Source organism: Streptomyces sp. NPDC054932 (assembly GCF_053610205.1).
The window spans coordinates 1-21,821 of the sequence record NZ_JBSGXU010000028.1 but is presented as its reverse complement, the minus strand read 5'-3'; the positions used below and the strand labels follow the sequence as shown (position 1 = coordinate 21,821).

Here is a 21,821-nt window from a genome sequence, read left to right as displayed (position 1 = left end):
GGGCCACCCGATCCGGGTGGCCCGCTTCTTCACTGTGGAGCTAAGGAGAATTGAACTCCTGACCTCCTGCATGCCATGCAGGCGCTCTACCAACTGAGCTATAGCCCCTTGTTGTGCTTGCCGCTTCGGTTTCCCTTGCCGGTTCCCCTTGGCGACGTCCCAAACATTACACGGTCATGGCCCTGGTCCAAAAATCGGTTTCCACCGACCACAGGCCATGTCCGATTTGATCCAACTTGTCACGCTCTCGCGAACTGATAGAACCGCTTGAGCGTGCAGTGCTCGTCGAGCAGCCGGCCGTAGATCGGCTCCCCTTCCAGCTCGCGGTACGTCTCGATCGGGTCGCCCTTTATGATCAGCGCCCGCGCGCATTCCTCGCACCAGTACTGGTAGTCGGGGTTGACCGGGTCCATGTCCCGCACGATCGGCGTGCCGTTGTTGCACCAGTCGCACCGGCGCCGGTGTGCACCCATCCGTCAGCGACTCCCTCCCGCGTCGGGCCGTCGTCTCCCCCTCCGGCGGTCCGATTCTGCCATGCCGGTGCGGGCCAGGTCAGCAAACGCAAAGGGTACAAAAGCAAGGATCCCGCCCCCTGTTGGGGACGGGATCCTGATTGTGGAGCTAAGGAGAATTGAACTCCTGACCTCCTGCATGCCATGCAGGCGCTCTACCAACTGAGCTATAGCCCCGCTCTCCGCTGCGCTCCCCCCGTCTCCGGTGTTCTGCGCTGCGAACAAGAAGAACTCTAGCCTGTGACCAGCCGGAAAGTGAAATCCGGGTGGTAGCCCCGCCGGGGGGCGGCGGAAAGCCGCTCAGTCGTCGTCGCCGAGCACCGGTTCCGGCAGCGTGCCGGCGTTGTGCTCCAGCAGGCGCCAGCCGCGCGCGCCCTCGCCGAGGACAGACCAGCAGCAGTTGGAGAGCCCGCCCAGGCCCTCCCAGTAGTACGACTCCAGGCCGAGGAGGCGCCCGATCGTCGTACGGATGGTGCCGCCGTGGCTGACCACGACGAGCGTGCCGGACTCCGGCAGCCGTCCGGCGTGTTCCAGCACCACCGGCGCGGCGCGGTCGGCGACCTCGGTCTCCAGCTCACCGCCGCCGCGGCGGACCGGTTCGCCGCGCTTCCACGCCGCGTACTGCTCGCCGTACTTCTCGAGGATCTCGTCGTGCGTGAGGCCCTGCCACTCGCCGGCGTACGTCTCGCGCAGCGCCGGGTCCCGCGACACCGTCAGCCCCGTGAGGGCGGCCAGCTCGGCCGCCGTGTCGGAGGCACGCCGCAGGTCGGAGGCCACGATGGCGTCCGGCTTCAGCGAGGCGAGCAACCGCGCGGAGCGGCGCGCCTGCGCCACACCCGCTTCGGTCAGCTCGATGTCCGTGGAGCCCTGGAAGCGGCGCTCCAGGTTCCACGAGGTCTGGCCGTGCCGCCAGAGGACGATCTTCCTGCCGGACTTGCCCGAGGTGGTCGCGCTCAGAACAGATCACCGTCCAGTTCGTCGTCGCCCGCCGCCTCGCGCAGCTTGGCGTGCTCCTCGGCCTTGCCGATGGTGAGCTTGGCGTCCTCGGGAAGCTCGATCTCGGGGCAGTCCTTCCACAGGCGCTCCAGCGCGTAGAAGACACGCTCCTCGCTGTGCTGGACGTGGACGACGATGTCGACGTAGTCGAGCAGGATCCAGCGGGCGTCGCGGTCGCCCTCGCGGCGCACCGGCTTGGCGCCGAGCTCCTTGAGCAGGCGCTCCTCGATCTCGTCGACGATCGACTTGACCTGGCGGTCGTTGGGCGCCGAGGCGAGCAGGAAGGCGTCGGTGATCGACAGCACGTCGCTGACGTCGTACGCGATGATGTCGTGCGCGAGCCGGTCGGCCGCGGCCTGGGCGGCGGCGGTGATGAGCTCGATGGAGCGGTCCGTGGCGGTCACTGGCCATGCTTTCGGGTTGGCGGGCAGATCCTTACAAGGGTCTCATGTACCGCCGACACCGCCCGCGCGGAACGTCCCGCGCGGGCGCGGGCCCCCTCGGGGCCCCTCCGTAGACCTGGTCAGGACGCCTTGTAGTCCTTGCCGAGGATCACCACGATCTCCGCGTTCACGGTGCTCTCGGCCTTCTTCACGGCCGTCTCGGGCAGCGCCAGCGTCTTGGCGACCTCGATCGCACGGTCCCGCTGCGCGTCGTCCTGGTAGGTGATCTGCGAGGTGGACGCCGTCTTGTCGGCCTTGCCGCCGTCCACGAAGGTGTAGCCGCCGTTCATCAGCGCCGCCTTCGCCGCGATCTGCGTCTTCTCGTCGCCGGTGGCGTCCTTCAGGCCGACGCGCGGGGCCGCACCGGGCTGCGCCGCGGCGACGGAGCCGCCCAGCACCTCCTTGACGACCTTCTTGTTGGCGTCGTCCGTGAGCGTGCCGTCCGGCTTCACGCCGAGGACGTCGGTGCGGTACGCGCCCACCTTGGCGTGCTGGCCGAGCCGGGACAGCAGCGCCCCGAGGGTCTGCGCGTTCAGGGCCGGATCGAGGATCTGGCCGATGCTCTCGACGGTCACCGCCGCGGCCTTGGGATCGCTCGGAACCTTGCGCAGCACCGCCTGGAGCACCTTGCCCACGCGTTCCAGCTGCTTGGCCTCCGGTTCGCCCTGGCCGCGGAAGGTGGCGTACGCGACGGCCATGGGCCCGCTCAGGCTCTGCTTCTGCCCCTGGGCCACGGCCGGGGCCTTGGTCGCCTCGTCGGCCGGGACCGCGGTGTCGGTGTCGACCTCGATGCCGCCGACCAGCTCGACCAGGTTCTCCAGGAACGGGGTGTCCAGGCGCCAGGTGCCGCCGATGCTGGTGCCGAGCACCGAGTCGAGGGCCTCGCGGGTGCCGAGGCCGCCTTCCTCGACGGACTTGCCGAGGGCCGTGGCCGTCCCGTCCTGGAGCGTGACGCCGAGGGTGTTCGGCAGCAGGACGGTGGCGCCCTGCTTGGTCGTGACGTTGTCGACGAGCAGCGCCGAGGAGGTGCCGCCCTTCTTGGTGTTGTGCAGGTGGACGACGATCATGTCGCGCTTCTGCGAGCCGGCGTCGGCGGTCGCGCCCGTCTTCTTGTCCCCGGGGCCCTCGAGGAACGGCAGCTTGCCCGCGTACCAGAGGTATCCGAGGCCGCCGACGACGAACAGGGCGAGGACGACGATCAGCGCCACCACCCGGTTGCGGCCGCGGCGGCGGGCCTCCTCGCGGCGTTCGGTGCGGCTCTCGGTGAATTTGAGCCAGTCGATGACGTCCTCGGAGTCCTCGTCCGGCTGGTCGATGAAGGCGAACATCTCGGTGCGGTAGTCCCGGTCCGCCGCGCGCTCGCCGCCGGTGTCACCGCCCGGCTCGCTGTCGGGCCGGCGCGGCTCGGGGACCTGGGCGGCCGGCCGCCCGGCGGGGGCCTGGGGCTCAGGGGCGGCCTGCTGCGGGATCCACTGCTGGGTCTGCTGCGTGTCGTACCCGTAGGCGGGCTGCGCCTGGGTGTACTCCTGCTGCCCGTACTCCTGCCCGTACCCCGGGGCGGCCGGCTGCTGCGGGTAGTACTGCTGCGGCTGCTGCTGGCCGTAGCCCTGCTGGTCGTAGCCGTACTGCTGCTCGTACTGCTGCGCGTACTGCTGCGCGGCGGACGGAGCGGGCTGGGCGGGCTGCGCGGGCACCTGGCCGTACACCGGCCGCCCGTACGCGTCGTAGCCGATGAGCTGCTGCTCCTGGGCGGCATACGGGTCGTACGGATCCTGTCGGTCGTTCACCGCGGGCCCCTCTCTCCGGAAGCTCAGGCTCCCCGGTACAGCTCACGCTTGTCGATGTAGCGCACCACACCGTCCGGCACCAAGTACCAGACAGGATCCCCCTGGGCGACCCTCGCGCGGCAGTCGGTGGAGGAGATGGCGAGCGCGGGCACCTCCACCAGGGAGACGCCGCCCTTCGGCAGTCCGTCGTCGGTGAGCACGTGGCCCGGCCGGGTGACTCCGATGAAGTGGGAGAGCGAGAAGAGCTCTTCGGCGTTGCGCCAGGTCAGGATCTGCGCAAGCGCGTCGGCACCGGTGATGAAGAACAGATCGGCGTCGTCGTTCTGCGCCTTCAGGTCCCGCAGGGTGTCGATGGTGTACGTCGGCCCGCCGCGGTCGATGTCGATGCGGCTCACCGAGAACTGCGGGTTCGAGGCCGTGGCGATGACCGTCATCAGGTAGCGGTCCTCGGCGGGCGACACGGCCCGCTGCGACTTCTGCCACGGCTCGCCGGTCGGCACGAACATCACCTCGTCGAGGTGGAAAAGGGCGGCCACCTCGCTGGCGGCCACCAGGTGTCCGTGGTGGATCGGGTCGAATGTCCCGCCCATCACGCCGAGCCGGCGCTTGACCGGACCGGTAGGCATCTCCTGCTCTCCCATGAGCGCAGAGCCTACTGGCCCGGGGGACGCTGCGGTCTCGGCGGGCTCAGCGGTCGCGGTTCAGGCGCGTGGTCACCCAGAGCATCAGCATGAGGATGAGGAACGCGCCACCGCCGGTCAGGTACGGGTTCAGGCTGTCGTGGTTGCCGCCGTGCTGCTCGGCCCCCTCCGAGGCGAGGACGACCAGGTTGTGGGCGGTGGAGGAGAGGCTCATCAGGCAGGTACCTATCGAGTCGGGAGCGGGCGGAGACTTCGCTCACATCGTATGCGGGGGCCTGGGGCACGCTCACGCCGACTCAGGCGTTGGAGAGGATAGACGCAGGGTCGAGCAGTTCCATCCAGGGGAGGGCGCTATGACGGATACGGGATTCGAGAAGGCACCGGCACGGGACCGCAGGAGGTTCCCCGGTATTTCCTCAAGGGCGTACGAGCATCCTGCGGACCGCTCCGCGCTGGTTGCGCTGCGCAGGCTGAGCGGCTTCGACACGGTGTTCAAGGCCCTGAGCGGACTGCTCCCTGAGCGGAGCCTGCGGCTGCTGTTCCTGTCGGAATCGGTGCGGGTGGGCGAGACGCAGTTCCCGCATCTGCACGCCATGCTGCGCGACGCCTGTTACATCCTGGACCTGGAGAAGGTCCCGCAGATGTACGTGCAGCAGGACCCGAACCCCAATGCCATGTGCATCGGCCTGGACGAGCCGATCATCGTGGTGACCACGGGCCTCGTCGAGCTCCTCGACGAGGAGGAGATGCGGGCGGTGGTGGGCCACGAGGTGGGCCACGCGCTGTCGGGGCACGCGGTCTACCGCACGATCCTGCTGTTCCTGACCAACCTGGCGATGAAGATCGCGTGGATCCCGCTGGGCAATGTGGCGATCATGACGATCGTGACCGCGCTGCGGGAGTGGTTCCGCAAGTCGGAGCTCTCGGCCGACCGGGCCGGTCTGCTGGTGGGGCAGGACGTACAGGCCTCCATGCGGGGGCTGATGAAGATCGCGGGCGGCAACCACCTCCACGAGATGAACGTGGACGCCTTCCTGGCCCAGGCCGAGGAGTACGAGTCGAGCGGCGACCTGCGCGACTCCGTGCTGAAGATCCTGAACCTGCTGCCCCGGACGCACCCCTTCACCACGGTGCGGGCGGCCGAGCTGAAGAAGTGGGCGGAGAGCCGCGACCACCAGCGGATCATGGACGGCCACTACCCGCGGCGGGAGGAGGACAAGGACGCCTCGGTGACCGACTCCTTCCGGCAGTCCGCCGCGCACTACGCCGACACGGTGCGCACCAGCAAGGACCCGCTGCTGAAGCTGGTGGGAGACATCGCGGGCGGCGCGGGCGACCTGGGCGGCAAGCTCCGCGACAAGTTCACCGGCGCCGGCGCCTCCGGCGGATCCGGCACCGGCAGGACGGCCGAGGGCAAGGGCGGGAGCGGCGCTACGGAGCAGGGCTGACGGGACGGGCCTGCGGGGCCGTGGGCTGGTTCGTGGGCGGGGTCGTGGGCTGTGCCAGCACACCGCACAGCCCGGCCGTGCGCCGCGGCTGGCCGCTGGCGTACGGGTCGCTCGCGGCCGGGCCCACGGTGGTCGGGCCGGCTCCGGCCAGGACCGGGCGGAAGCCCCCGGCCGGGTCGGCGGAGCAGTCCTGCGGCCCCGCCATCACATAGGCCGAGGCCAGCTCGAGCCGCCGGGCCTCCAGGTCCTCGCGGTCGAAGCGCAGCCGCAGCTCGCGGCGGACGGTGAAGAGCGAGGCGCCGTCGGCCGCGGCCGGGGCTCCGGTGGCCGGACGTACGGCGTACACGAAGGTGTGGTCTGTGGTGACCTCCAGCACGTCCTGGCCCACCTCCTCGAAGGCGATCGTTCCGCTCACCCGGACCCGGGAATCGGCCACGACGGCGGTGGCCTGGTCGAAGCGGACCAGCCAGCCGGTGGCCGCGTGGCGGCCGTCGCCGGAGGGCGAGGTCATGCTGCGGTCGAACTGCGCCAGCTGGTCGGGATCGAGCAGGACGCGCACCGGCCGGGAGGCGGCGCCGGCCAGGATGTCGGGGTCCAGCGAGGACTGCACGAGGTAGTCCTTGGCGACGGACAGCGCGGTGACGACCTGGGCGTCGGTGAAGTGGTGGGTGCGGCGCACGGCCGGCAGGGTGATCCCGGCCGCCCCGACCCGGTAGTCGGCTGCGGGACTCTTCGCGTACAGATCGACCGGCCGCCCGGCGGGCACCACGGTGGCCGGCGCGAGCGGGACCACCGTGCTGCTGAGCGCCTGGGCCGGACCCCCGGCCGGCGGGACGTACGGGTTGCGCAGCCCCATGTAGACGGCGGCGGCGAAGGCCGTGGCGATGAGCAGCACGAGCAGCATGCCCTGCCGGGCGCCCCGGCCGGGCGTGCCGGTCCCGGACGCGGCGCCGCTGCCGGACCAGATGGAGCGGCTGCGTACCGCGCGGGCGTGTTCGCCCATGCGTTCCTGTGCGGAGTACTCCTGGAGCCGGGCAGCCCGGACGAAGTCCTCGTCGAACACCACCGATCGGTACTCGTCCGACCGGAACTCGTCGTCGCCCCCGCCCATGCCCTCGGGGGTGCTGTTGGGTGGATCTCCTGGCACGGCCATCGCTTCTCCCCGCTGTCCCCGCTTCAGAGAAGCCCCCAGCTCCGGCGTATGCGAGTGGGGTCGTACCTTCAGGGTTGGCGAACGGAGGGGTACGTAAACGCGCCGACGCCGGTGACTTCGCCCCTGGGGGTGCTGGCGGGCGCCGGAGCGGGGTCCGCCTCGCCCGAGGTACTGCGGTAGACGGCACTGAAGGCGAGCGCCACCATGCCGAGGCCCATCACGAAGGCGAGCACCCAGGCGACCGGGCGCAGCCAGGGGGCGCGGCCGCGGTACGGGCGCAGGCTGCCGCCGTAGGCCCCGTACGGGCCGTCCGGGTATTCGTGGCCCCGCTCGTGGTCCCAGCCGTGGTCGTCGTCGTACCCGTCGGGGTGGCCGTAACCGTAGCTGTCGTAGTCGTCCTCGCCCGTCCAGCCGCCCGGCACGGCACGGGCGGCCTCGGCCTCCGCGCGCGCCCGGTCGGCCGCGCGCTGACGCTCGGCGGCACTCGGTTCACGGATCTCGGCGTTCCGGACGAAGTCCTCGTCGAACACCACGGAGGCGAAGTCGTACTCCGCGCCTCCGCGGTCGTCGTCGGGCTCCCCGTCGTCCGGGAACGGCTTGCCCCCCACGTCGTCCGGCACGGGACCAGCCTAGACCTGGGGGGCCTCCTTGGGCAGGGTGTCCGCCGAAATCCGGCCACACCGCGCTCAGGGCTCGACTACCGAATGTGACCGTCTCCGGTGACGATGTACTTGGTGGAGGTCAGCTCAGGAAGGCCCATCGGGCCCCTGGCGTGCAGCTTCTGGGTGGAGATGCCGATCTCGGCACCGAAGCCGAACTGACCACCGTCCGTGAACCGAGTGGATGCATTCACGGCGACCGTGGTCGAGTCGACCAGCTGGGTGAAGCGGCGCGCCGCGGCCTGCGAGGTGGTGACGATCGCCTCGGTGTGACCGGAGGTCCAGCGGCGGATGTGGGTGACGGCGTCGTCGAGGGAGTCCACGACACCGGCGGCGATGTCGTAGGACAGGTACTCGGCCGCCCAGTCCTCGTCCGTGGCGGGCAGGGCGGTGACCTTGCTGCCCTCGGCGGCGGCCAGCACCCGGGCGTCGCCGTGGACGGTGACGCCGGCGTCGGCGAGCGCGTCGAGGGCGCGCGGCAGGAAGGCGTCGGCGATGTCGCGGTGGACGAGGAGGGTCTCGGCGGCGTTGCAGACGGAGGGCCGCTGGGCCTTGGAGTTGATGAGGATGTCCACCGCCATGTCCAGGTCGGCCTTGGCGTCGACGTAGACGTGGCAGTTGCCGGTACCGGTCTCGATGACCGGGACGGTGGACTCCTCGACCACGGTCCTGATGAGGGAGGCGCCGCCGCGCGGGATGAGCACGTCGACGAGGCCGCGGGCACGCATCAGCTCACGGACGGAGTCACGGGACTCGCCGGGGACGAGCTGGATCGCGTCGGCGGGCAGGCCGGCGCTCTCCACGGCGTCCCGCAGGATGGCGACGAGCGCGGTGTTGGAGGAGTAGGCGGAGGAACTGCCGCGCAGGAGGACCGCATTGCCCGACTTGAGGCAGAGGGCGGCGGCGTCGACGGTGACGTTGGGGCGGGCCTCGTAGATGATGCCGACGACGCCGAGCGGGACGCGGATCTGCCGGAGGTCGATGCCGTTGGGGAGGGTGTTGCCGCGGACGACCTCACCGACCGGGTCGGGCAGGGCGGCGACGTCGCGCACGTCGGAGGCGATGGCGGCGACCCGCTCCGGGGTCAGGGTGAGGCGGTCGATGACGGTCTCGCTGGTACCGGCGGCGCGGGCCTTGTCCGTGTCCACGGCGTTGGCGGTGATGATCTCGGCCGTACGGGCCTCCAGCGCGTCCGCGATCGCCAGCAGGGCGGTGTCCTTGGCGGACCGCGGGAGTGGGGCGATCGCCGCGGCGGCGGTGCGGGCCGCTTGCGCGGTGGCGATGACGGGCGAGGTGGCGGTGGCGGCATCGAGCGAGGTCATGCCGCCCAGGGTAATCCCCAGCCGGTGGCCGGCCGCCGGGGTTCCACCCCGCGAGACGGCGGGCGCCGGCCGACTGCGGGGCCGCTGCACGGGGCCTTCTCCCCGCCCCGCCCCTCCGACGGGGCCGGATGGTTCCCGACGGGGTGGGAGCTAGTACGGGTGGACGCCCACCGGGTGGGCCGGGGGCGGGCCGTAGCCCTCCGCCACCCGCTGGTGGTAGGTGGCGCGGTCGATGACCTCCAGGCCGACGATCTCCCAGGGCGGGAGCTGCGCCGAGGAGCGGTGCTCGCCCCACAGGCGCAGGGCGACGGCCGCCGCGTCGTGGAGGTCGCGGGCCTCTTCCCAGTAGCGGATCTCCGCGTGGTCGTCGGCGTACCGGCTGGTCAGCAGGAAGGGGTGGTCGTGGGCCAGTTGTTCCAGCCCGCGCCGGACCTCGGACAGCAGGGCCGGCTTGCCGGAGACGCTCAGGGTCACGTGCCACAGGCGCGACGCGTGATCCTGCTCCTCCCCGCCACCGCCGCCGTCACCGTCCCCTGTGCCGACGCTGGTCAGCGCTCGTCTCACCAGTCGCCTCCTGTCTCCATCACGCGGGTCGGTCCGCCCTTCACAGTTGACCAGTCCACGCGCAGCCGCGCTGCGCTTTTGCCGAACCTCAGCCCTCCAGCAGGACCAGATCGTCCCGGTGGACGACCTCCCGCTCGTACGCGGGTCCGAGTTCCCGCGCGAGCTCGCGAGTGGAGCGGCCGAGGAGCTGCGGGAGCTCCTTCGCGTCGAAGTTGACCAGGCCCCGGGCGACGGCGCGGCCGTCCGCCGAGCGCAGTTCCACCGGGTCCCCGGCGACGAAGTCGCCCTCGACCGCCGCGATCCCCGCGGGCAGCAGCGAGCTGCCCCGCTGGGTGACGGCGCGGACGGCGCCGTCGTCCAGGACCAGGTGCCCCTGCGGGGTCGACGCGTGCTGGAGCCAGAGCAGCCGGTCCGCCGAGCGGCGCCCGGTGGCGTGGAACAGCGTGCCGGTCCCCCGTCCGGCGAGGGCGTCGGCGGCCTGGCTCGCGGAGGTCAGCACCACGGGGATCCCGGCGGCGGCCGCGATCCGGGCCGCCTCGACCTTGGTGACCATGCCGCCGGTGCCCACGCCCGCCTTGCCTGCGCTGCCGATGGAGACGTGCGCGATGTCCTCGGGCCCGCTGACCTCTTCGATGCGGGTGGTGCCGGGCTGGGAGGGGTCGCCGTCGTAGAGGCCGTCCACGTCCGAGAGGAGGACCAGGAGGTCCGCGCGGACCAGGTGGGCGACGAGGGCCGCAAGCCGGTCGTTGTCGCCGAAGCGGATCTCGTCCGTGGCAACGGTGTCGTTCTCGTTGACGACGGGCAGGGCGCCCATCGCGAGGAGCTGGTCGAGGGTCCGGTAGGCGTTGCGGTAGTGGGCGCGGCGGCTGGTGTCGTCCGTGGTCAGGAGCACCTGGCCGACGCGGACGCCGTACCGGGCGAAGGAGGCGGTGTAGCGCGCGACGAGCAGGCCCTGCCCGACGCTCGCGGCGGCCTGCTGCCGGGCCAGGTCCTTGGGACGGCGGCGCAGGCCGAGCGGGGAGAGTCCGGCGGCGATGGCTCCGCTGGAGACGAGGACGATCTCCTTCTCGCCTCCGCTGCGGGCCTTGGCGAGGACGTCGACCAGCGCGTCCACCCGGTCGGCGTCGAGTCCGCCCGCCGCGGTGGTCAAGGAGGAGGAGCCGACCTTGACCACGATCCTGCGGGCGTCCACGACACCTTGCCTAGCCGCTGACACGTCTGTCCCCTTGCCCCTGTTGCCCAAAATGCCTGCCGTCTCAATCTACGGGGTGGCCGCGCGGGGCTGCTCGGGGGTTTCAGCCCCTGGACGAGGCCCCCGCTCCCACCTGCTGGGCCTCCTCGGCCCGGGCGGCGCCCGGGACGAGGATCTTGCGGGAGAGCAGGAAGGTGAAGGGGATGGCCACGACGGCCGCGACCAGCGGGGCGATCCGGGTGTCCATCCCGGCCCAGGTCACCAGGACGTAGAGGCCGACGGACTGGATGACGTAGTTGGTGACGTTCGTCAGCGGGAAGAGGAGGAACTTCTTCCAGGTCGGCCGGGTGCGGTAGGTGAAGTAGGTGTTCATGAAGAACGACCCGATCATCGACAGCACGAAGGCGAGGGTGTAGGCGGCGAAGTACGGCATCCACGGGTGCAGGAGCAGGTAGATGCCGAAGAAGGTGCCGGTGTTGACCCCGCCCACGAGGGCGAAGCGGAAGACCTGGCCGAGCTGGTCCCTGCGACTCATCGGGCGCTGCGCTCCACGATCGTCGGCTCCTCGGCCGGGGCGGCGGCGGTGCGCCCGTCCCGCGGGAGCGGCTGCGCTCCGTGCGACTCCTTCACCAGGAAGTGCGGCCGGCGCTTGGTCTCGTAGTAGATGCGGCCGATGTACTCGCCGATCAGGCCCAGCATGATCAGCTGTACGCCGCCCAGGCCCGTGATGATGGCCACAAGGGTGACGTATCCGGGGGACTCGACACCGTTGGTGATCGCCATGATCGTGATCCACAGCGCGTACAGACCGGTCAGGGCGACCAGCGACACGCCGAACCAGATTCCGATCCGGAGCGGCTTGTTGTTGAAGGAGATCAGGCCGTCCATGCCGTAGTTCAGCAGGGAGCCGAACTTCCACTTCGTCTCGCCGGCCTCGCGCTGTGCGTTGCGGTAGTCGAAGTGGACCGTGTCGAAGCCGATCCAGGAGAACAGGCCCTTGGAGAAGCGGTTGTACTCCGGCAGCGACAGCAGGGCGTCCACGGCCGGGCGCGAGAGCATACGGAAGTCGCCGACTCCGTCGGTGAGCTCCACGTCGACCCAGCGGTTGACGCCGCGGTAGTAGAGGCTGCTGAGCGCGGACCGGAGCTTCTTGTCGCCCTCGCGCGTGCGGCGGGCGATGATCTGGTCGTGGCCCTGCCGGTAGTGCTCCAGCATGGTCGCGATGAGCTCCGGCGGGTGCTGGAGGTCCGCGTCCATGATCACGACGGCGTCGCCCGTGGATTCGCGCAGGCCAGCGAGCATGCCGGCCTCCTTGCCGAAGTTCCGGCTGAAGGAGACGTAGCGGGTCTGGTCGCCGTACTCGGCGGCGATCTTCCGGAGCTTGCCGAGGGTGCCGTCGCGGCTTCCGTCGTCGACGTAGCAGACCTCGTACTCGACGGGGAGGGCGTCCAGAACCCTCCGGATCTCCGCATCGAAGCTGTCGATGACGGCTTCTTCGTTGTAACAGGGGACGACTACGGACAGCTTCGTCATGAACACTTCCTGCTGGATCCGAACGGGTGATTGTCGGCGACCGGACCCGCCTCTCACCTCTTCCTTAGAAGTATGCACGGAGAGGGTCGGGCGGGAGTCGGGCTGCCGGAGTCGAGGGCGGCACACGGTAGCTTTGACGAGATAAGCGGAATCAGCTGAACGAAACGAAACGAAGGGATCGAGGTGCACGTGCCCGACGTCTCCGTGGTCGTCATCGTCTACAACGACGCAGAGCGTCTGCCGACAGCAGTCCGGTCGGTTCTGGACCAGACCCTGCACAGCGTCGAAGTCGTGATCGTCGACGATTGCAGCAAGGACCGCTCGTACGCGGTCGCCCAGGAACTGGAATCTGCGCATCCGGGGAGAGTGCGCGCCTTCCAGCTGCCGGAGAACAGCGGCGGCTGCGGTGCGCCGCGCAACCACGGCATCCAGCAGGCCACCGGAACGTACGTGATGTTCCTCGACAGCGACGACGTGCTGGAGCGCAACGCCTGCCGGAACATGCTGGACGCCGCCGAGCGGACCGGATCCGACCTGGTCTCGGGCATGTGCGTGCGCGTGCACCTCGACAACCGGTGGGGCAAGACCACCGAGTGGTACCCCTGGATCTACGCCCGGACCCGCACCCTGGAGTCGATCACCGAGTACCCCGACCTGCTGGTCTACGACACCCTCTCCACGAACAAGTGCTACCGGCGCGAGTTCCTGCTGGAGCAGGGCCTGGAGTTCCCGGTCGGCATCCACTACGAGGACCTGCTCTTCTCCGCGCAGGCGTACGTGGCCGCGCGCCGCATCACGCTGATCCCGAACCACGTCTACTTCTGGAACGTGGTCGAGAAGGCCGCGGCCCTGTCGATCAGCAACCGGCGCCACGAGATCGCGAACTTCGTCCACCGGATGGAGATCCACCGCCGCGTCGACCGTCTGCTGGCCGAGAAGGGCCACACGGACATCAAGTCCGCGAAGGACGCCAAGTTCCTCAAGCACGACCTGGTGCTGCACCTGCGCGACCTGCCGCTGCTGAGCGACGAGTACCGCCAGGAGTTCGCCCGCCTCGCCAACGGCTACCTCGCGGGGATCGACCCGGCCGCGTACGAGAACGTCACGTACCTCCAGGCGATCTGCGCGTACCTGCTGGGCAAGGAGGACTGGGACAACCTGCTCCCGGCCGCCGACGCCATGACCAACAAGGGCCGGCTCACCTCCCCGCTCGCCGAGCGCGAAGGCCGCGTCTACTGGTGCTCGCAGCACATCGACGGCCCCGACTCCGCCGAGGCCCGCCGGATACTGGACGTCACCGAGCAGGCGTTCCACACCACCCCGCTCACCTCCCTCACCGTGGGCAACCGCCTCACCTCCTACGAGGACGACGGCCGCGGCACGGTCACCATGTCCGGCTCCGTCGTGAATCCGCTGGGCCGGATCCCGGCCGACGCCGACCTGAAGGCCACCCTCGAATTCCGGGCCCGCCGCCAGATCGGCGTGCGGTCGTTCGCCTTCCCCGTGGCAACCGTGCGCCACGCCGGTGACACGATCGAGTGGACCGGCACCGCCGACATCGCGAGCACCGTCCGCCCCCTCGGCATCATCGACGCCGTGTGGGACGTCCGCCTCAAGCTGACCGCCGGCGGCGAGCGGATCACCACCCGCGTCTCGGTCGGCGGGGTCGACCTGGACTCGGCGGCCCGGCTGCGCGTGCGCCCGCGGCTGACCCGGCTGGTCTCCGACCGCTTCGGGCCCGAGGTGACCAAGAAGGGCAACCTCAGCTACGTGCTGAGCGCCGAGGGCGCCGCCGCCGTCCGCACCCAGTCCCTGATCAACAACGCCATACAGGGCAAGGCGGCCGGCGTGGTCAAGCGGGGCCTGCGCAAGGCACTGCGGGCCCGCCGGAACATCGGCTCCGGCGAGCAGAAGGTGAAGGTCTACCACGAGGTCTTCTCGAAGCTGCCGATCAAGAAGGGCACGGTCGTCTTCGAGAGCCACATGGGCAAGCAGTACAGCGACAGCCCCAAGGCGATCTACGAGGAGATGGTCCGCCAGGGCGCGCCGTTCGAGGCCATCTGGTCGTACGCGGGCGCCAGGCCCACCGGCTTCCCCAAGGAGGCCACCCTGGTCAAGCGCTGGAGCTGGCAGTACCTGCGGGCCCTGGCCCAGGCCGAGTACTGGGTCGACAACCAGGGCTTCCCGCTGGCGCTGGCCAAGCGCCCGGGTACCACCTACATCCAGACCTGGCACGGTTCGGCGCTCAAGCGGATGGGCTTCCACGAGCCCCGCACCAAGGCGCAGGGCCGGGCCGGTCAGGCCCGCTTCCAGGCGGCCGTCGACCGCTTCGACCACTTCCTGATCCGCTCCGAGCACGACTCCCGGACCCTCGCCAAGGGCTTCCGGCTGCGCGACGAGGTGCTGCTGCGCACGGGCTACCCGCGCAACGACGCCCTCGTCGAGGCGCACCGGACCGAGGCGAACAGCGGTGAGCGGGTCCGCGGCCCCCTCGCCGGCGAGCTCGGCATCGACCCGGACAAGAAGGTCCTGCTGTACGCGCCGACCTTCCGCGCGGGCGCGGACGGCGCGGTGGAGGGCTTCACCTTCCCCTTCGACGTGGAGGAGTTCGCGGACAGGCTCGGCGACCGCTTCACGCTGCTGGTGCGGACCCACTACCTCAACAGCGTCTCGCTGCCGCCGTCCGTCGCGGGCCGCGTCATCGACGTGTCCCGGCACCACGACATCACCCCGCTGCTGGCCCTCGCCGACGGACTGATCACCGACTACTCGTCCGTGATGTTCGACTACGCGGTCCTGGACCGGCCGATGCTGTTCTTCGCGTACGACTACGAGAAGTACGCCACGGACATCCGCGGCACGTACTTCGACCTGAAGGAGAAGGCCCCGGGTCCGGTGGTGGCCACGGCGGACGAACTCCTGCAGGCGCTCGCCGCCTTCGAGGAGGCGGACGTCAAGTACGCCCAGGCGCGGGAGCGTTTCCTCGCCGAGTTCGGCGAGTACGACCGCGGGGACGCGGCCCGCCAGATCGTAGAGAAGTTCTTCACCAGGAGCGGCAAGTGAGCCAGCAGACCGCCACCCCGGGCGGCCGTGACATCTTCATCGTCTCCAACAACGTCGACGAACTCGGCGGCGTGACCACCTGGTCGCACCAGATGGCCCGGCAGTTCACCGACCGGGGCCACCGGGTGCACATCGTGGGCATCGCCCCGGTCGCCGATGAGATCCGCCAGAAGCTGCCGCAGGACCTGCCGTACTCGATGACCACGCTCTACGACGCGCACCCGCCGTCGGCCCGCCGGCTGCGCGGGATCAAGGGCCGGCTGAACGCGCCCGAGCGGCGCCGCCAGGCGGCCCGGCGGGCGCAGATGCGGGTCAAGGCCGAGCAGCTGAGCGAGCTGCTGCGCGCGGCCCGTCCGGGCGGTGTCGTCATCGTCACCCAGGTCTGGGCGATGGAGTGGGTGGCCCTCGCCGACACCAAGGGCTTCTCCGTCATCGGGATGAGTCACGAGTCGTTCGAGGCCAGTCAGAAGTCCACCCGCGGGGAGCGGGTGCGCCGCTTCTACCCGCAGGTCGACCGGCTTCTGGTGCTGACCCCCGAGGACGCGGACCTGTGGATCCGGGCGGGCATGGAGAACGTGGGGAGCATGCCGAACCCGCTGCCCTTCATGCCCGGGTCCCCCGCTCCGCGCACGGAGAAGGTCGTGGCGTGCGTCGGCCGTCTCGCCTTCGAGAAGGGCGTCGACCTGCTGCTCGACGCGTGGGCGGACGTCGCACCGCACCACCCCGACTGGACCCTGAAGATCTACGGGGCGGGCATGGAGGAGGCGACGCTGAAGGCGTACTGCACCTCACTGGGCCTGGACGACTCCGTGGAGTGGATGGGCAGCACCGACGACGTGCTGGGCGCGCTGCGCGCGGCTTCGGTCTTCGCCCAGGCCTCACGGGCCGAAGGGTTCCCGATCACGCTGCTGGAGGCGATGGCGGCGGGCGTTCCGGCGGCCGCCTTCGACTGCGCACCGGGCGTACGGGAGATCGTCGACCACGGCGAGGACGGGCTGCTGGCCCGCCTCGGCAACACGATGGAGCTGGCCGGGCACCTGCGCGCGCTGATGTCCGACCGTGAGCTGCGCGACCGGCTCGGGGACAACGCCTTCCACTCGGTGCAGCGCTACTCCAGCGCCGAGATCACCGACCGGTGGGAAGAGCTGTTCTCCTTCCTGGAGCGCTGACCGGACCTTCCGCGGCACCTGCGGAGCAGCCCGCCCCGGACACGTCCGGGGCGGGCTGCTCCATGTCCGCTTCCTGTCGGGCGGCTCAGGCCTTGTGGACGTCCCGGTGGACGTCCTTGCGGGCGACCTTGTTGGCCTCCCAGCCCGCCCAGGCGGAGACGACCATCTCCCGGACGTCGTGGCGGGCCTTCCAGCCCAGCTCGGTGGTGATCCTGTCCGCCGAGGCCACGACCTTCGCCGGGTCGCCGGGACGGCGGGGGCTGATCACGGGGGCGATGTCGTGCCCGGTGTTCTTGTTCAGGAGCTCGACCATCTCGGCGACGGAGACGCCCTCGCCGCGCCCGATGTTGACGGTGAGGTCCTTGTGGTCGCCGGCCGCGGCCCACTCGGCGAGCTTGCGGGCGGCCGCCACGTGGGCCTCCGCGAGGTCCTCGACGTGGATGTAGTCGCGGATGCAGGTGCCGTCCGGGGTCGGGTAGTCGTCACCGAAGATCTTCGCGCCCTGGCCGGCGTCGTAGCGCTCGAAGACCATCGGGACCAGGTTGAAGACGCCGGTGTCGGCCAGCTCGGGGGTCGCGGCGCCCGCCACGTTGAAGTAGCGCAGGCAGGCGGTGGAGATGCCGTGCGCCTTGCCCGCGGCGCGCACCAGCCACTCTCCGGCCAGCTTGGTCTCGCCGTAGGGGCTCAGCGGCGCGCACGGGGTGTCCTCGGTGACCAGGTCCACGTCGGGCATGCCGTAGACGGAGGCGGAGGAGGAGAAGAGGAAGTTGCGGATGCCCGCGGCGGCCACGGCCTGGAGCAGGACGGTGAGGCCCTGCACGTTCTCGTGGTAGTAGTACAGCGGCTTCTCGACGGACTCGCCGACCTGCTTCTTGCCCGCGAGGTGCACCACGCCGGTGATCCTGTGCTTGCGGATGACCTCCTCCAGGACCAGCGGGTCCAGGACGGAGCCGACCACCAGCGGGACGTCCTCCGGCACGCGGTCCTCGTTGCCCGTGGAGAGGTCGTCGAGGACGACGACCTTCTCCCCCGCGAGCCGCATCGCGCGGACGACGTGCGCGCCGATGTATCCGGCGCCACCGGTGATCAGAAACGTCATGTGTGTCTCCTGGGTCCTGTCCGACTTCGGGATGAAAGCACAGATGAAAAGCACAGTGGTGTGGAACGGCCCCACGGGGCCTGCTTCCGGGGCCTTCAGCCCGCCCCACGGCCCGCCCGGGCCCGGTGGAGACGGTTGCGTACGAGGTACAGCGCGCCCTCGGCGCCGGGCGCGAGGCGCAGCGCGAGGGCACCGGCCCCCGTCCGGTAGGGCTGCGCCAGCAGAACACCGTACCGGCTGCTGGGCAGCGCCCGACGGCGGAGCAGCCGTCCCCGGGGGCGCAAGGAGGTGAACACCGAGCTCCCGTCGGCACACTGCACGCCCACCCCCACGTTCCACGCCTGCATCCGGCGCAGCCCCTGGCGCCGGCCCGTGACGGCCAGATCGGAGAGGCGGAAGGGCAGGACGGCGATCCAGCCGCCACTGCGGTCGGGGTGCAGCGCAACCGGCTGCGCGAGGACCGGGTCGCCGCCCGCACGGGGCAGGAAGCTCAGCTGGGCGGTGACCGGACCGGCCTCGGCGAGGCGTCCGTACAGGTCGTGCAGATGGATCCGGACGGCGCCGCGGCCGGCCGGTTCGGCATCGACGGTGACGGGCAGTTCGGCGACCGGCAGCCCGGGCAGGCCCACCAGCTCGACCGGGAGCTCCTCGCTCCACACCGGCGCGCCGGTGGGGCCGGTCGCGTACGGCGGCAGCAGCCGCGGCGGTTCGGCGGCCAGCCGGGTGAGCCGCTCGACATCGGCCGGCGGGGTCGCGGTGGCGCGCAGCACCGACACGATCCAGCGGGCGTGGGCCGCGGCGGACTCGATGTCGGCCTCGGGGAAGGTGTCGACGTACTCCCTGGTGAGGGTCCACCAGGCGGCCTGGTACTCGGGGTCCCGGCCGAGCTCGCGCAGGTACATGCGCAGGTCGTACTCCAGGAACTTCACCCGGCAGGCGCTGCCCAGCACCGGGGATGCCTCGGCGAGGATCTCGGCGGCCGTGCGGTGGGCCTCGATGCGGGCGCGCCAGTTCCCGACGTCCTTGCGGTCCAGGGAGATCGACACCTGGGCGGCGCTGCGGCGCACGTGCCACACGTAGACGAGGTCGCCGGTGACCGCGATGCGGGGGGCGGCGGCGAGCACGCGGGCGGTGAAGACGAAGTCCTCGTAGATGAACCGGCCGTCGGGGAACCGCAGGCCGTGCTCCTCCAGGAAGGCGCGCTCGTACAGCTTGTTGACGCAGAGGGTGTCCCGGACGAGATCCGGCCGGTCCACCGGCCGCTCGATCACATCGCCGGGCGTGTGGAGTCCGGGCATCCACGGCACGTCGTGGTGCTGGGGCAGCTCGCGCCGGACCGCCGCGCCCACGGTGACCGGGGCCCGGTGCTCCTCGGCGGTGCGCACCAGGGCGTCGGCCGCCCCCGGTGGCAGGATGTCGTCGCTGTCGAGGAAGAGGACGTACCGGCCGGACGCGGCCGCGATCCCGTCGTTGCGCGGGGTACCGCACCCCCCGCTGTTCTCCGTCCGGTGCACCACCTTGAGGCGGGGGTGGACGGCGGCCAGATCGTCCAGCACCCGCGCGGTGCTGTCGGACGAAGCATCGTTCACCGCGATGACCTCGGCGACCACCGGGCCCTGGGCGAGGGCCGAGGAGACGGCCTCGCCCACGAGCCCGGCGTCGTTGTACGCGATGACCACGACGGAAACCGTGGGGAGGTTGCTGCTGTTCACCCGGAAGATCCTAGGCGACCCACATAAAGGCGCCTTCAAACCTTCCGGGCACAAGTCCCTCGGGAGGGTCTCAGAACGGCTTGAATTCGTCGTATTCCTTCTGCGCCGAGTCCCCGCGCTTGGCTTCCTTGTCCTTGCGGCGGGTGGTGGCCGGGCGCGGGGCGTCCAGACGGTGGTCCTCGCCGCGGCGGCCCAGCATCTCGGCGCCGGCCATGACGGTCGGCTCCCAGTCGAAGACGACCGCGTTCTCGTCGGAGCCGATGGCCACGCCGTCGCCGGCGCGGGCGCCGGCCTTCTTGAGCGCTTCCTCGACACCGAGGCGGTTGAGGCGGTCCGCGAGGTAGCCGACGGCCTCGTCGTTGTTGAAGTCCGTCTGGCGGACCCAGCGCTCCGGCTTCTCGCCGCGCACGTTGTAGACGTCCTCGACCTCGTCGTAGGTGACGGTGAAGCCGGCGTCGTCCACGGCCTTCGGGCGGATGACGATACGGGTCGCCTCCTCCTTCGGCTTGCGGGAGCGGCCCTTGGCGATGACCTCGGCGAGGAAGTAGGAGAGCTCCTTCAGGCCCGTGCGGGCGACCGCGGAGACCTCGAAGACCTTGTAGCCGCGGGCCTCCAGGTCCGGGCGGACCATGTCCGCGAGCTCCTGGCCGTCCGGGATGTCGACCTTGTTGAGGACGACGAGGCGCGGACGCTTCTCCAGGCCGCCGCCGTAGAGCTTGAGCTCCTCCTCGATGACGTCGAGGTCGGCGATCGGGTCGCGGTCGGACTCCAGCGTGGCGGTGTCCAGGACGTGCACCAGCACCGAGCAGCGCTCGACGTGGCGCAGGAACTCCAGGCCCAGGCCCCTGCCCTGGCTGGCGCCGGGGATCAGGCCCGGGACGTCGGCGATCGTGTAGACGGTCGAGCCGGCCGTGACGACGCCCAGGTTCGGGACGAGGGTGGTGAAGGGGTAGTCCGCGATCTTCGGCTTGGCCGAGGACAGCACCGAGATCAGCGAGGACTTGCCGGCGCTCGGGAAGCCGACCAGCGCCACGTCGGCGACGGTCTTGAGCTCCAGGACGATGTCACCGGTGGTACCGGGTACGCCGAGCAGCGCGAAGCCGGGGGCCTTGCGGCGGGCGGAGGACAGCGCGGCGTTGCCGAGGCCACCACGGCCGCCCTCGGCGGCCACGTAGGTGGTGCCCTGGCCGACGAGGTCGGCGAGGACGTTGCCCTCCTTGTCGAGGACGACGGTGCCGTCCGGAACGGGCAGGACCAGGTCCGTGCCGTCCTTGCCGGAGCGGTTGCCGCCCTCGCCGGGCTTGCCGTTGGTGGCCTTGCGGTGGGGGCTGTGGTGGTAGTCCAGCAGCGTGGTGATCGCCTGCTCCACCACCAGGATGACGTCGCCGCCACGGCCGCCGTTGCCGCCGTCGGGGCCGCCGAGCGGCTTGAACTTCTCCCGGTGAACGGAGGCGCAGCCGTGGCCCCCGTTACCCGCGGCGACGTGCAGCTCGACGCGGTCCACGAAGGTGGTCATGGGTGTTCCTCCAGATACATACGGGAATGTCCCGGGCAGGCCTTGCTGCCCATTAAAACGTGGTCTGTATGACAACGCGCCGAGGGCGGACCTCTCTTCCCGGCTTTCGCCGGGAAGAGCTGAGATCCGCCCTCGGGAAGTTACGAACGCTCGATCAGCCGAAGCTGGATCAGGCGGCCGGAACGATGTTGACGACCTTGCGGCCACGGTGCGTGCCGAACTGGACCGAACCGGCCAGCAGCGCGAACAGCGTGTCGTCGCCACCACGACCGACACCCGAACCCGGGTGGAAGTGGGTGCCGCGCTGGCGGACGAGGATCTCACCAGCGGAAACGACCTGACCGCCGAAGCGCTTCACGCCGAGCCGCTGGGCATTGGAGTCGCGCCCGTTCCGGGTGGACGATGCGCCCTTCTTGTGTGCCATGTCTCAGTCCCTCTTACTTCGCAGCCGCGGGGATACCGGTGACCTTGATCGCCGTGTACTGCTGGCGGTGACCCTGGCGACGGCGGTAGCCGGTCTTGTTCTTGTAGCGCAGGATGTCGATCTTGGCGCCCTTGTGGTGGTCCACGACCTCGGCCGTGACCTTGATGCCGGCCAGGACCCACGGGTCGCTGGTCACGGCTTCGCCGTCGACAACGAGCAGGGTCGAGAGCTCGACCGTGTCGCCAACCTTGGCAGTGGAAATCTTGTCAACCTCAACGATGTCGCCGACAGCAACCTTGTGCTGGCGACCACCGCTGCGCACGATGGCGTACACGCGGATCTCTCTCTCACTCGGGACGGATGCTCCTGAAGCCAGCCGCTCAGGCAGGCCCTGCCCCAAGGACAGAACTGCACCGATCCGGATTGGACGAGCGGCCTCTCTCGCACGACGCTTGCGCGCACGGAACGTGAGGAAGGTGCTCAGGAGCGCGGCGCGCACTGAGACACGCCGACGGTCTAGGTTACGGGGCCGGTTCCGGAGGGTCAAACCGGGCCCGTACGGCCGTGGGCCCCGCCACTCGGCGGGGC

At 70.5% G+C, this 21,821-nt stretch carries 21 protein-coding genes and 2 tRNA genes; 3 read left to right on the top strand and 20 right to left on the bottom strand.

Features of this window, described 5'->3' with window-relative positions; genetic code table 11:
• Window positions 1-35: 35 nt before the first annotated feature.
• From ACWGE1_RS10920 to ACWGE1_RS10885, 8 genes are all read right to left on the bottom strand, one after another.
• Window positions 36-108: transfer RNA gene (locus ACWGE1_RS10920), tRNA-Ala, on the bottom strand.
• A gap of 131 nt (window positions 109-239) precedes the next feature.
• Complete coding sequence (locus tag ACWGE1_RS10915; RefSeq protein WP_008738908.1) at window positions 240-473, bottom strand: hypothetical protein; 234 nt, start codon at window positions 471-473, stop codon at window positions 240-242.
• Between the two features lie 143 nt (window positions 474-616).
• Window positions 617-689, bottom strand: a tRNA-Ala gene (locus tag ACWGE1_RS10910).
• Window positions 690-812: 123 nt separating this feature from the next.
• The gene (locus ACWGE1_RS10905; protein WP_453420233.1) at window positions 813-1,469 is read right to left on the bottom strand and encodes a histidine phosphatase family protein; all 657 of its coding nucleotides are present in this window, start codon (window positions 1,467-1,469) and stop codon (window positions 813-815) included.
• The gene (rsfS, locus tag ACWGE1_RS10900; RefSeq protein ID WP_030008628.1) at window positions 1,466-1,912 is read right to left on the bottom strand and encodes a ribosome silencing factor; all 447 of its coding nucleotides are present in this window, start codon (window positions 1,910-1,912) and stop codon (window positions 1,466-1,468) included. Before rsfS ends, ACWGE1_RS10905 begins: the two co-directional genes overlap by 4 nt.
• A gap of 119 nt (window positions 1,913-2,031) precedes the next feature.
• Entirely contained in the window at window positions 2,032-3,738 is a 1,707-nt protein-coding gene (locus ACWGE1_RS10895; RefSeq protein ID WP_453420196.1) for an LCP family protein, read from the bottom strand.
• A gap of 23 nt (window positions 3,739-3,761) precedes the next feature.
• A complete protein-coding gene (nadD, locus tag ACWGE1_RS10890) occupies window positions 3,762-4,379 on the bottom strand; it encodes a nicotinate-nucleotide adenylyltransferase (RefSeq protein ID WP_328790472.1) in 618 nt (205 codons plus the stop codon).
• 46 nt (window positions 4,380-4,425) lie between these two features.
• Window positions 4,426-4,593 carry a hypothetical protein gene (locus ACWGE1_RS10885; protein ID WP_453420195.1) on the bottom strand — a complete coding sequence of 56 codons (168 nt, stop codon included), beginning with the start codon at window positions 4,591-4,593 and terminating at the stop codon, window positions 4,426-4,428.
• 139 nt (window positions 4,594-4,732) lie between these two features.
• Between ACWGE1_RS10885 and ACWGE1_RS10880 the strand changes: the two genes are divergently transcribed.
• Entirely contained in the window at window positions 4,733-5,827 is a 1,095-nt protein-coding gene (locus tag ACWGE1_RS10880; RefSeq protein WP_453420194.1) for a M48 family metallopeptidase, read from the top strand.
• Here ACWGE1_RS10880 and ACWGE1_RS10875 read toward each other — a convergent pair.
• The 7 genes from ACWGE1_RS10875 to ACWGE1_RS10845 all read right to left on the bottom strand — a co-directional run bounded on the left by ACWGE1_RS10875 (window position 5,811) and on the right by ACWGE1_RS10845 (window position 12,250).
• Window positions 5,811-6,980, bottom strand: coding sequence for an SCO2583 family membrane protein (locus ACWGE1_RS10875; protein WP_453420193.1), 1,170 nt, complete (start codon window positions 6,978-6,980; stop codon window positions 5,811-5,813). The genes ACWGE1_RS10880 and ACWGE1_RS10875 overlap by 17 nt on opposite strands.
• 68 nt (window positions 6,981-7,048) lie before the next feature.
• The gene (locus tag ACWGE1_RS10870; protein WP_453420192.1) at window positions 7,049-7,600 is read right to left on the bottom strand and encodes an SCO2584 family spore wall biosynthesis protein; all 552 of its coding nucleotides are present in this window, start codon (window positions 7,598-7,600) and stop codon (window positions 7,049-7,051) included.
• Window positions 7,601-7,677: 77 nt separating this feature from the next.
• Window positions 7,678-8,961 carry a glutamate-5-semialdehyde dehydrogenase gene (locus tag ACWGE1_RS10865; RefSeq protein WP_453420191.1) on the bottom strand — a complete coding sequence of 428 codons (1,284 nt, stop codon included), beginning with the start codon at window positions 8,959-8,961 and terminating at the stop codon, window positions 7,678-7,680.
• Window positions 8,962-9,111: 150 nt separating this feature from the next.
• On the bottom strand, window positions 9,112-9,579 hold the full coding sequence (locus tag ACWGE1_RS10860) for a hypothetical protein (protein ID WP_453420232.1): 468 nt from the start codon (window positions 9,577-9,579) through the stop codon (window positions 9,112-9,114).
• A 34-nt stretch (window positions 9,580-9,613) separates the two neighbouring features.
• Window positions 9,614-10,741, bottom strand: a complete 1,128-nt coding sequence (gene proB / locus ACWGE1_RS10855) for a glutamate 5-kinase (protein ID WP_453420190.1) — start codon at window positions 10,739-10,741, stop codon at window positions 9,614-9,616.
• 79 nt (window positions 10,742-10,820) lie between these two features.
• Window positions 10,821-11,252 carry a GtrA family protein gene (locus tag ACWGE1_RS10850; RefSeq protein ID WP_453420189.1) on the bottom strand — a complete coding sequence of 144 codons (432 nt, stop codon included), beginning with the start codon at window positions 11,250-11,252 and terminating at the stop codon, window positions 10,821-10,823.
• Window positions 11,249-12,250 carry a glycosyltransferase family 2 protein gene (locus ACWGE1_RS10845; protein WP_453420188.1) on the bottom strand — a complete coding sequence of 334 codons (1,002 nt, stop codon included), beginning with the start codon at window positions 12,248-12,250 and terminating at the stop codon, window positions 11,249-11,251. Before ACWGE1_RS10845 ends, ACWGE1_RS10850 begins: the two co-directional genes overlap by 4 nt.
• 183 nt (window positions 12,251-12,433) lie before the next feature.
• Between ACWGE1_RS10845 and ACWGE1_RS10840 the strand changes: the two genes are divergently transcribed.
• Entirely contained in the window at window positions 12,434-15,313 is a 2,880-nt protein-coding gene (locus ACWGE1_RS10840) for a bifunctional glycosyltransferase/CDP-glycerol:glycerophosphate glycerophosphotransferase (protein ID WP_453420187.1), read from the top strand.
• A complete protein-coding gene (locus ACWGE1_RS10835) occupies window positions 15,310-16,482 on the top strand; it encodes a glycosyltransferase (protein ID WP_453420186.1) in 1,173 nt (390 codons plus the stop codon). Before ACWGE1_RS10840 ends, ACWGE1_RS10835 begins: the two co-directional genes overlap by 4 nt.
• A gap of 85 nt (window positions 16,483-16,567) precedes the next feature.
• On the opposite strand, the gene galE is transcribed toward ACWGE1_RS10835, so the two are convergent.
• The 5 genes from galE to rplU all read right to left on the bottom strand — a co-directional run bounded on the left by galE (window position 16,568) and on the right by rplU (window position 21,567).
• Entirely contained in the window at window positions 16,568-17,581 is a 1,014-nt protein-coding gene (gene galE / locus ACWGE1_RS10830) for a UDP-glucose 4-epimerase GalE (RefSeq protein ID WP_453420185.1), read from the bottom strand.
• 95 nt (window positions 17,582-17,676) lie between these two features.
• Window positions 17,677-19,293, bottom strand: coding sequence for a glycosyltransferase family 2 protein (locus ACWGE1_RS10825; RefSeq protein ID WP_453420184.1), 1,617 nt, complete (start codon window positions 19,291-19,293; stop codon window positions 17,677-17,679).
• 70 nt (window positions 19,294-19,363) lie between these two features.
• Window positions 19,364-20,809, bottom strand: coding sequence for a GTPase ObgE (gene obgE / locus ACWGE1_RS10820; protein WP_453420183.1), 1,446 nt, complete (start codon window positions 20,807-20,809; stop codon window positions 19,364-19,366).
• A gap of 169 nt (window positions 20,810-20,978) precedes the next feature.
• Window positions 20,979-21,233, bottom strand: a complete 255-nt coding sequence (rpmA, locus tag ACWGE1_RS10815; RefSeq protein ID WP_112446573.1) for a 50S ribosomal protein L27 — start codon at window positions 21,231-21,233, stop codon at window positions 20,979-20,981.
• 13 nt (window positions 21,234-21,246) lie between these two features.
• Window positions 21,247-21,567 (bottom strand): 50S ribosomal protein L21, encoded by a 321-nt coding sequence (rplU, locus tag ACWGE1_RS10810; RefSeq protein WP_030013082.1) that lies wholly within the window; start codon window positions 21,565-21,567, stop codon window positions 21,247-21,249.
• Window positions 21,568-21,821: the final 254 nt, after the last annotated feature.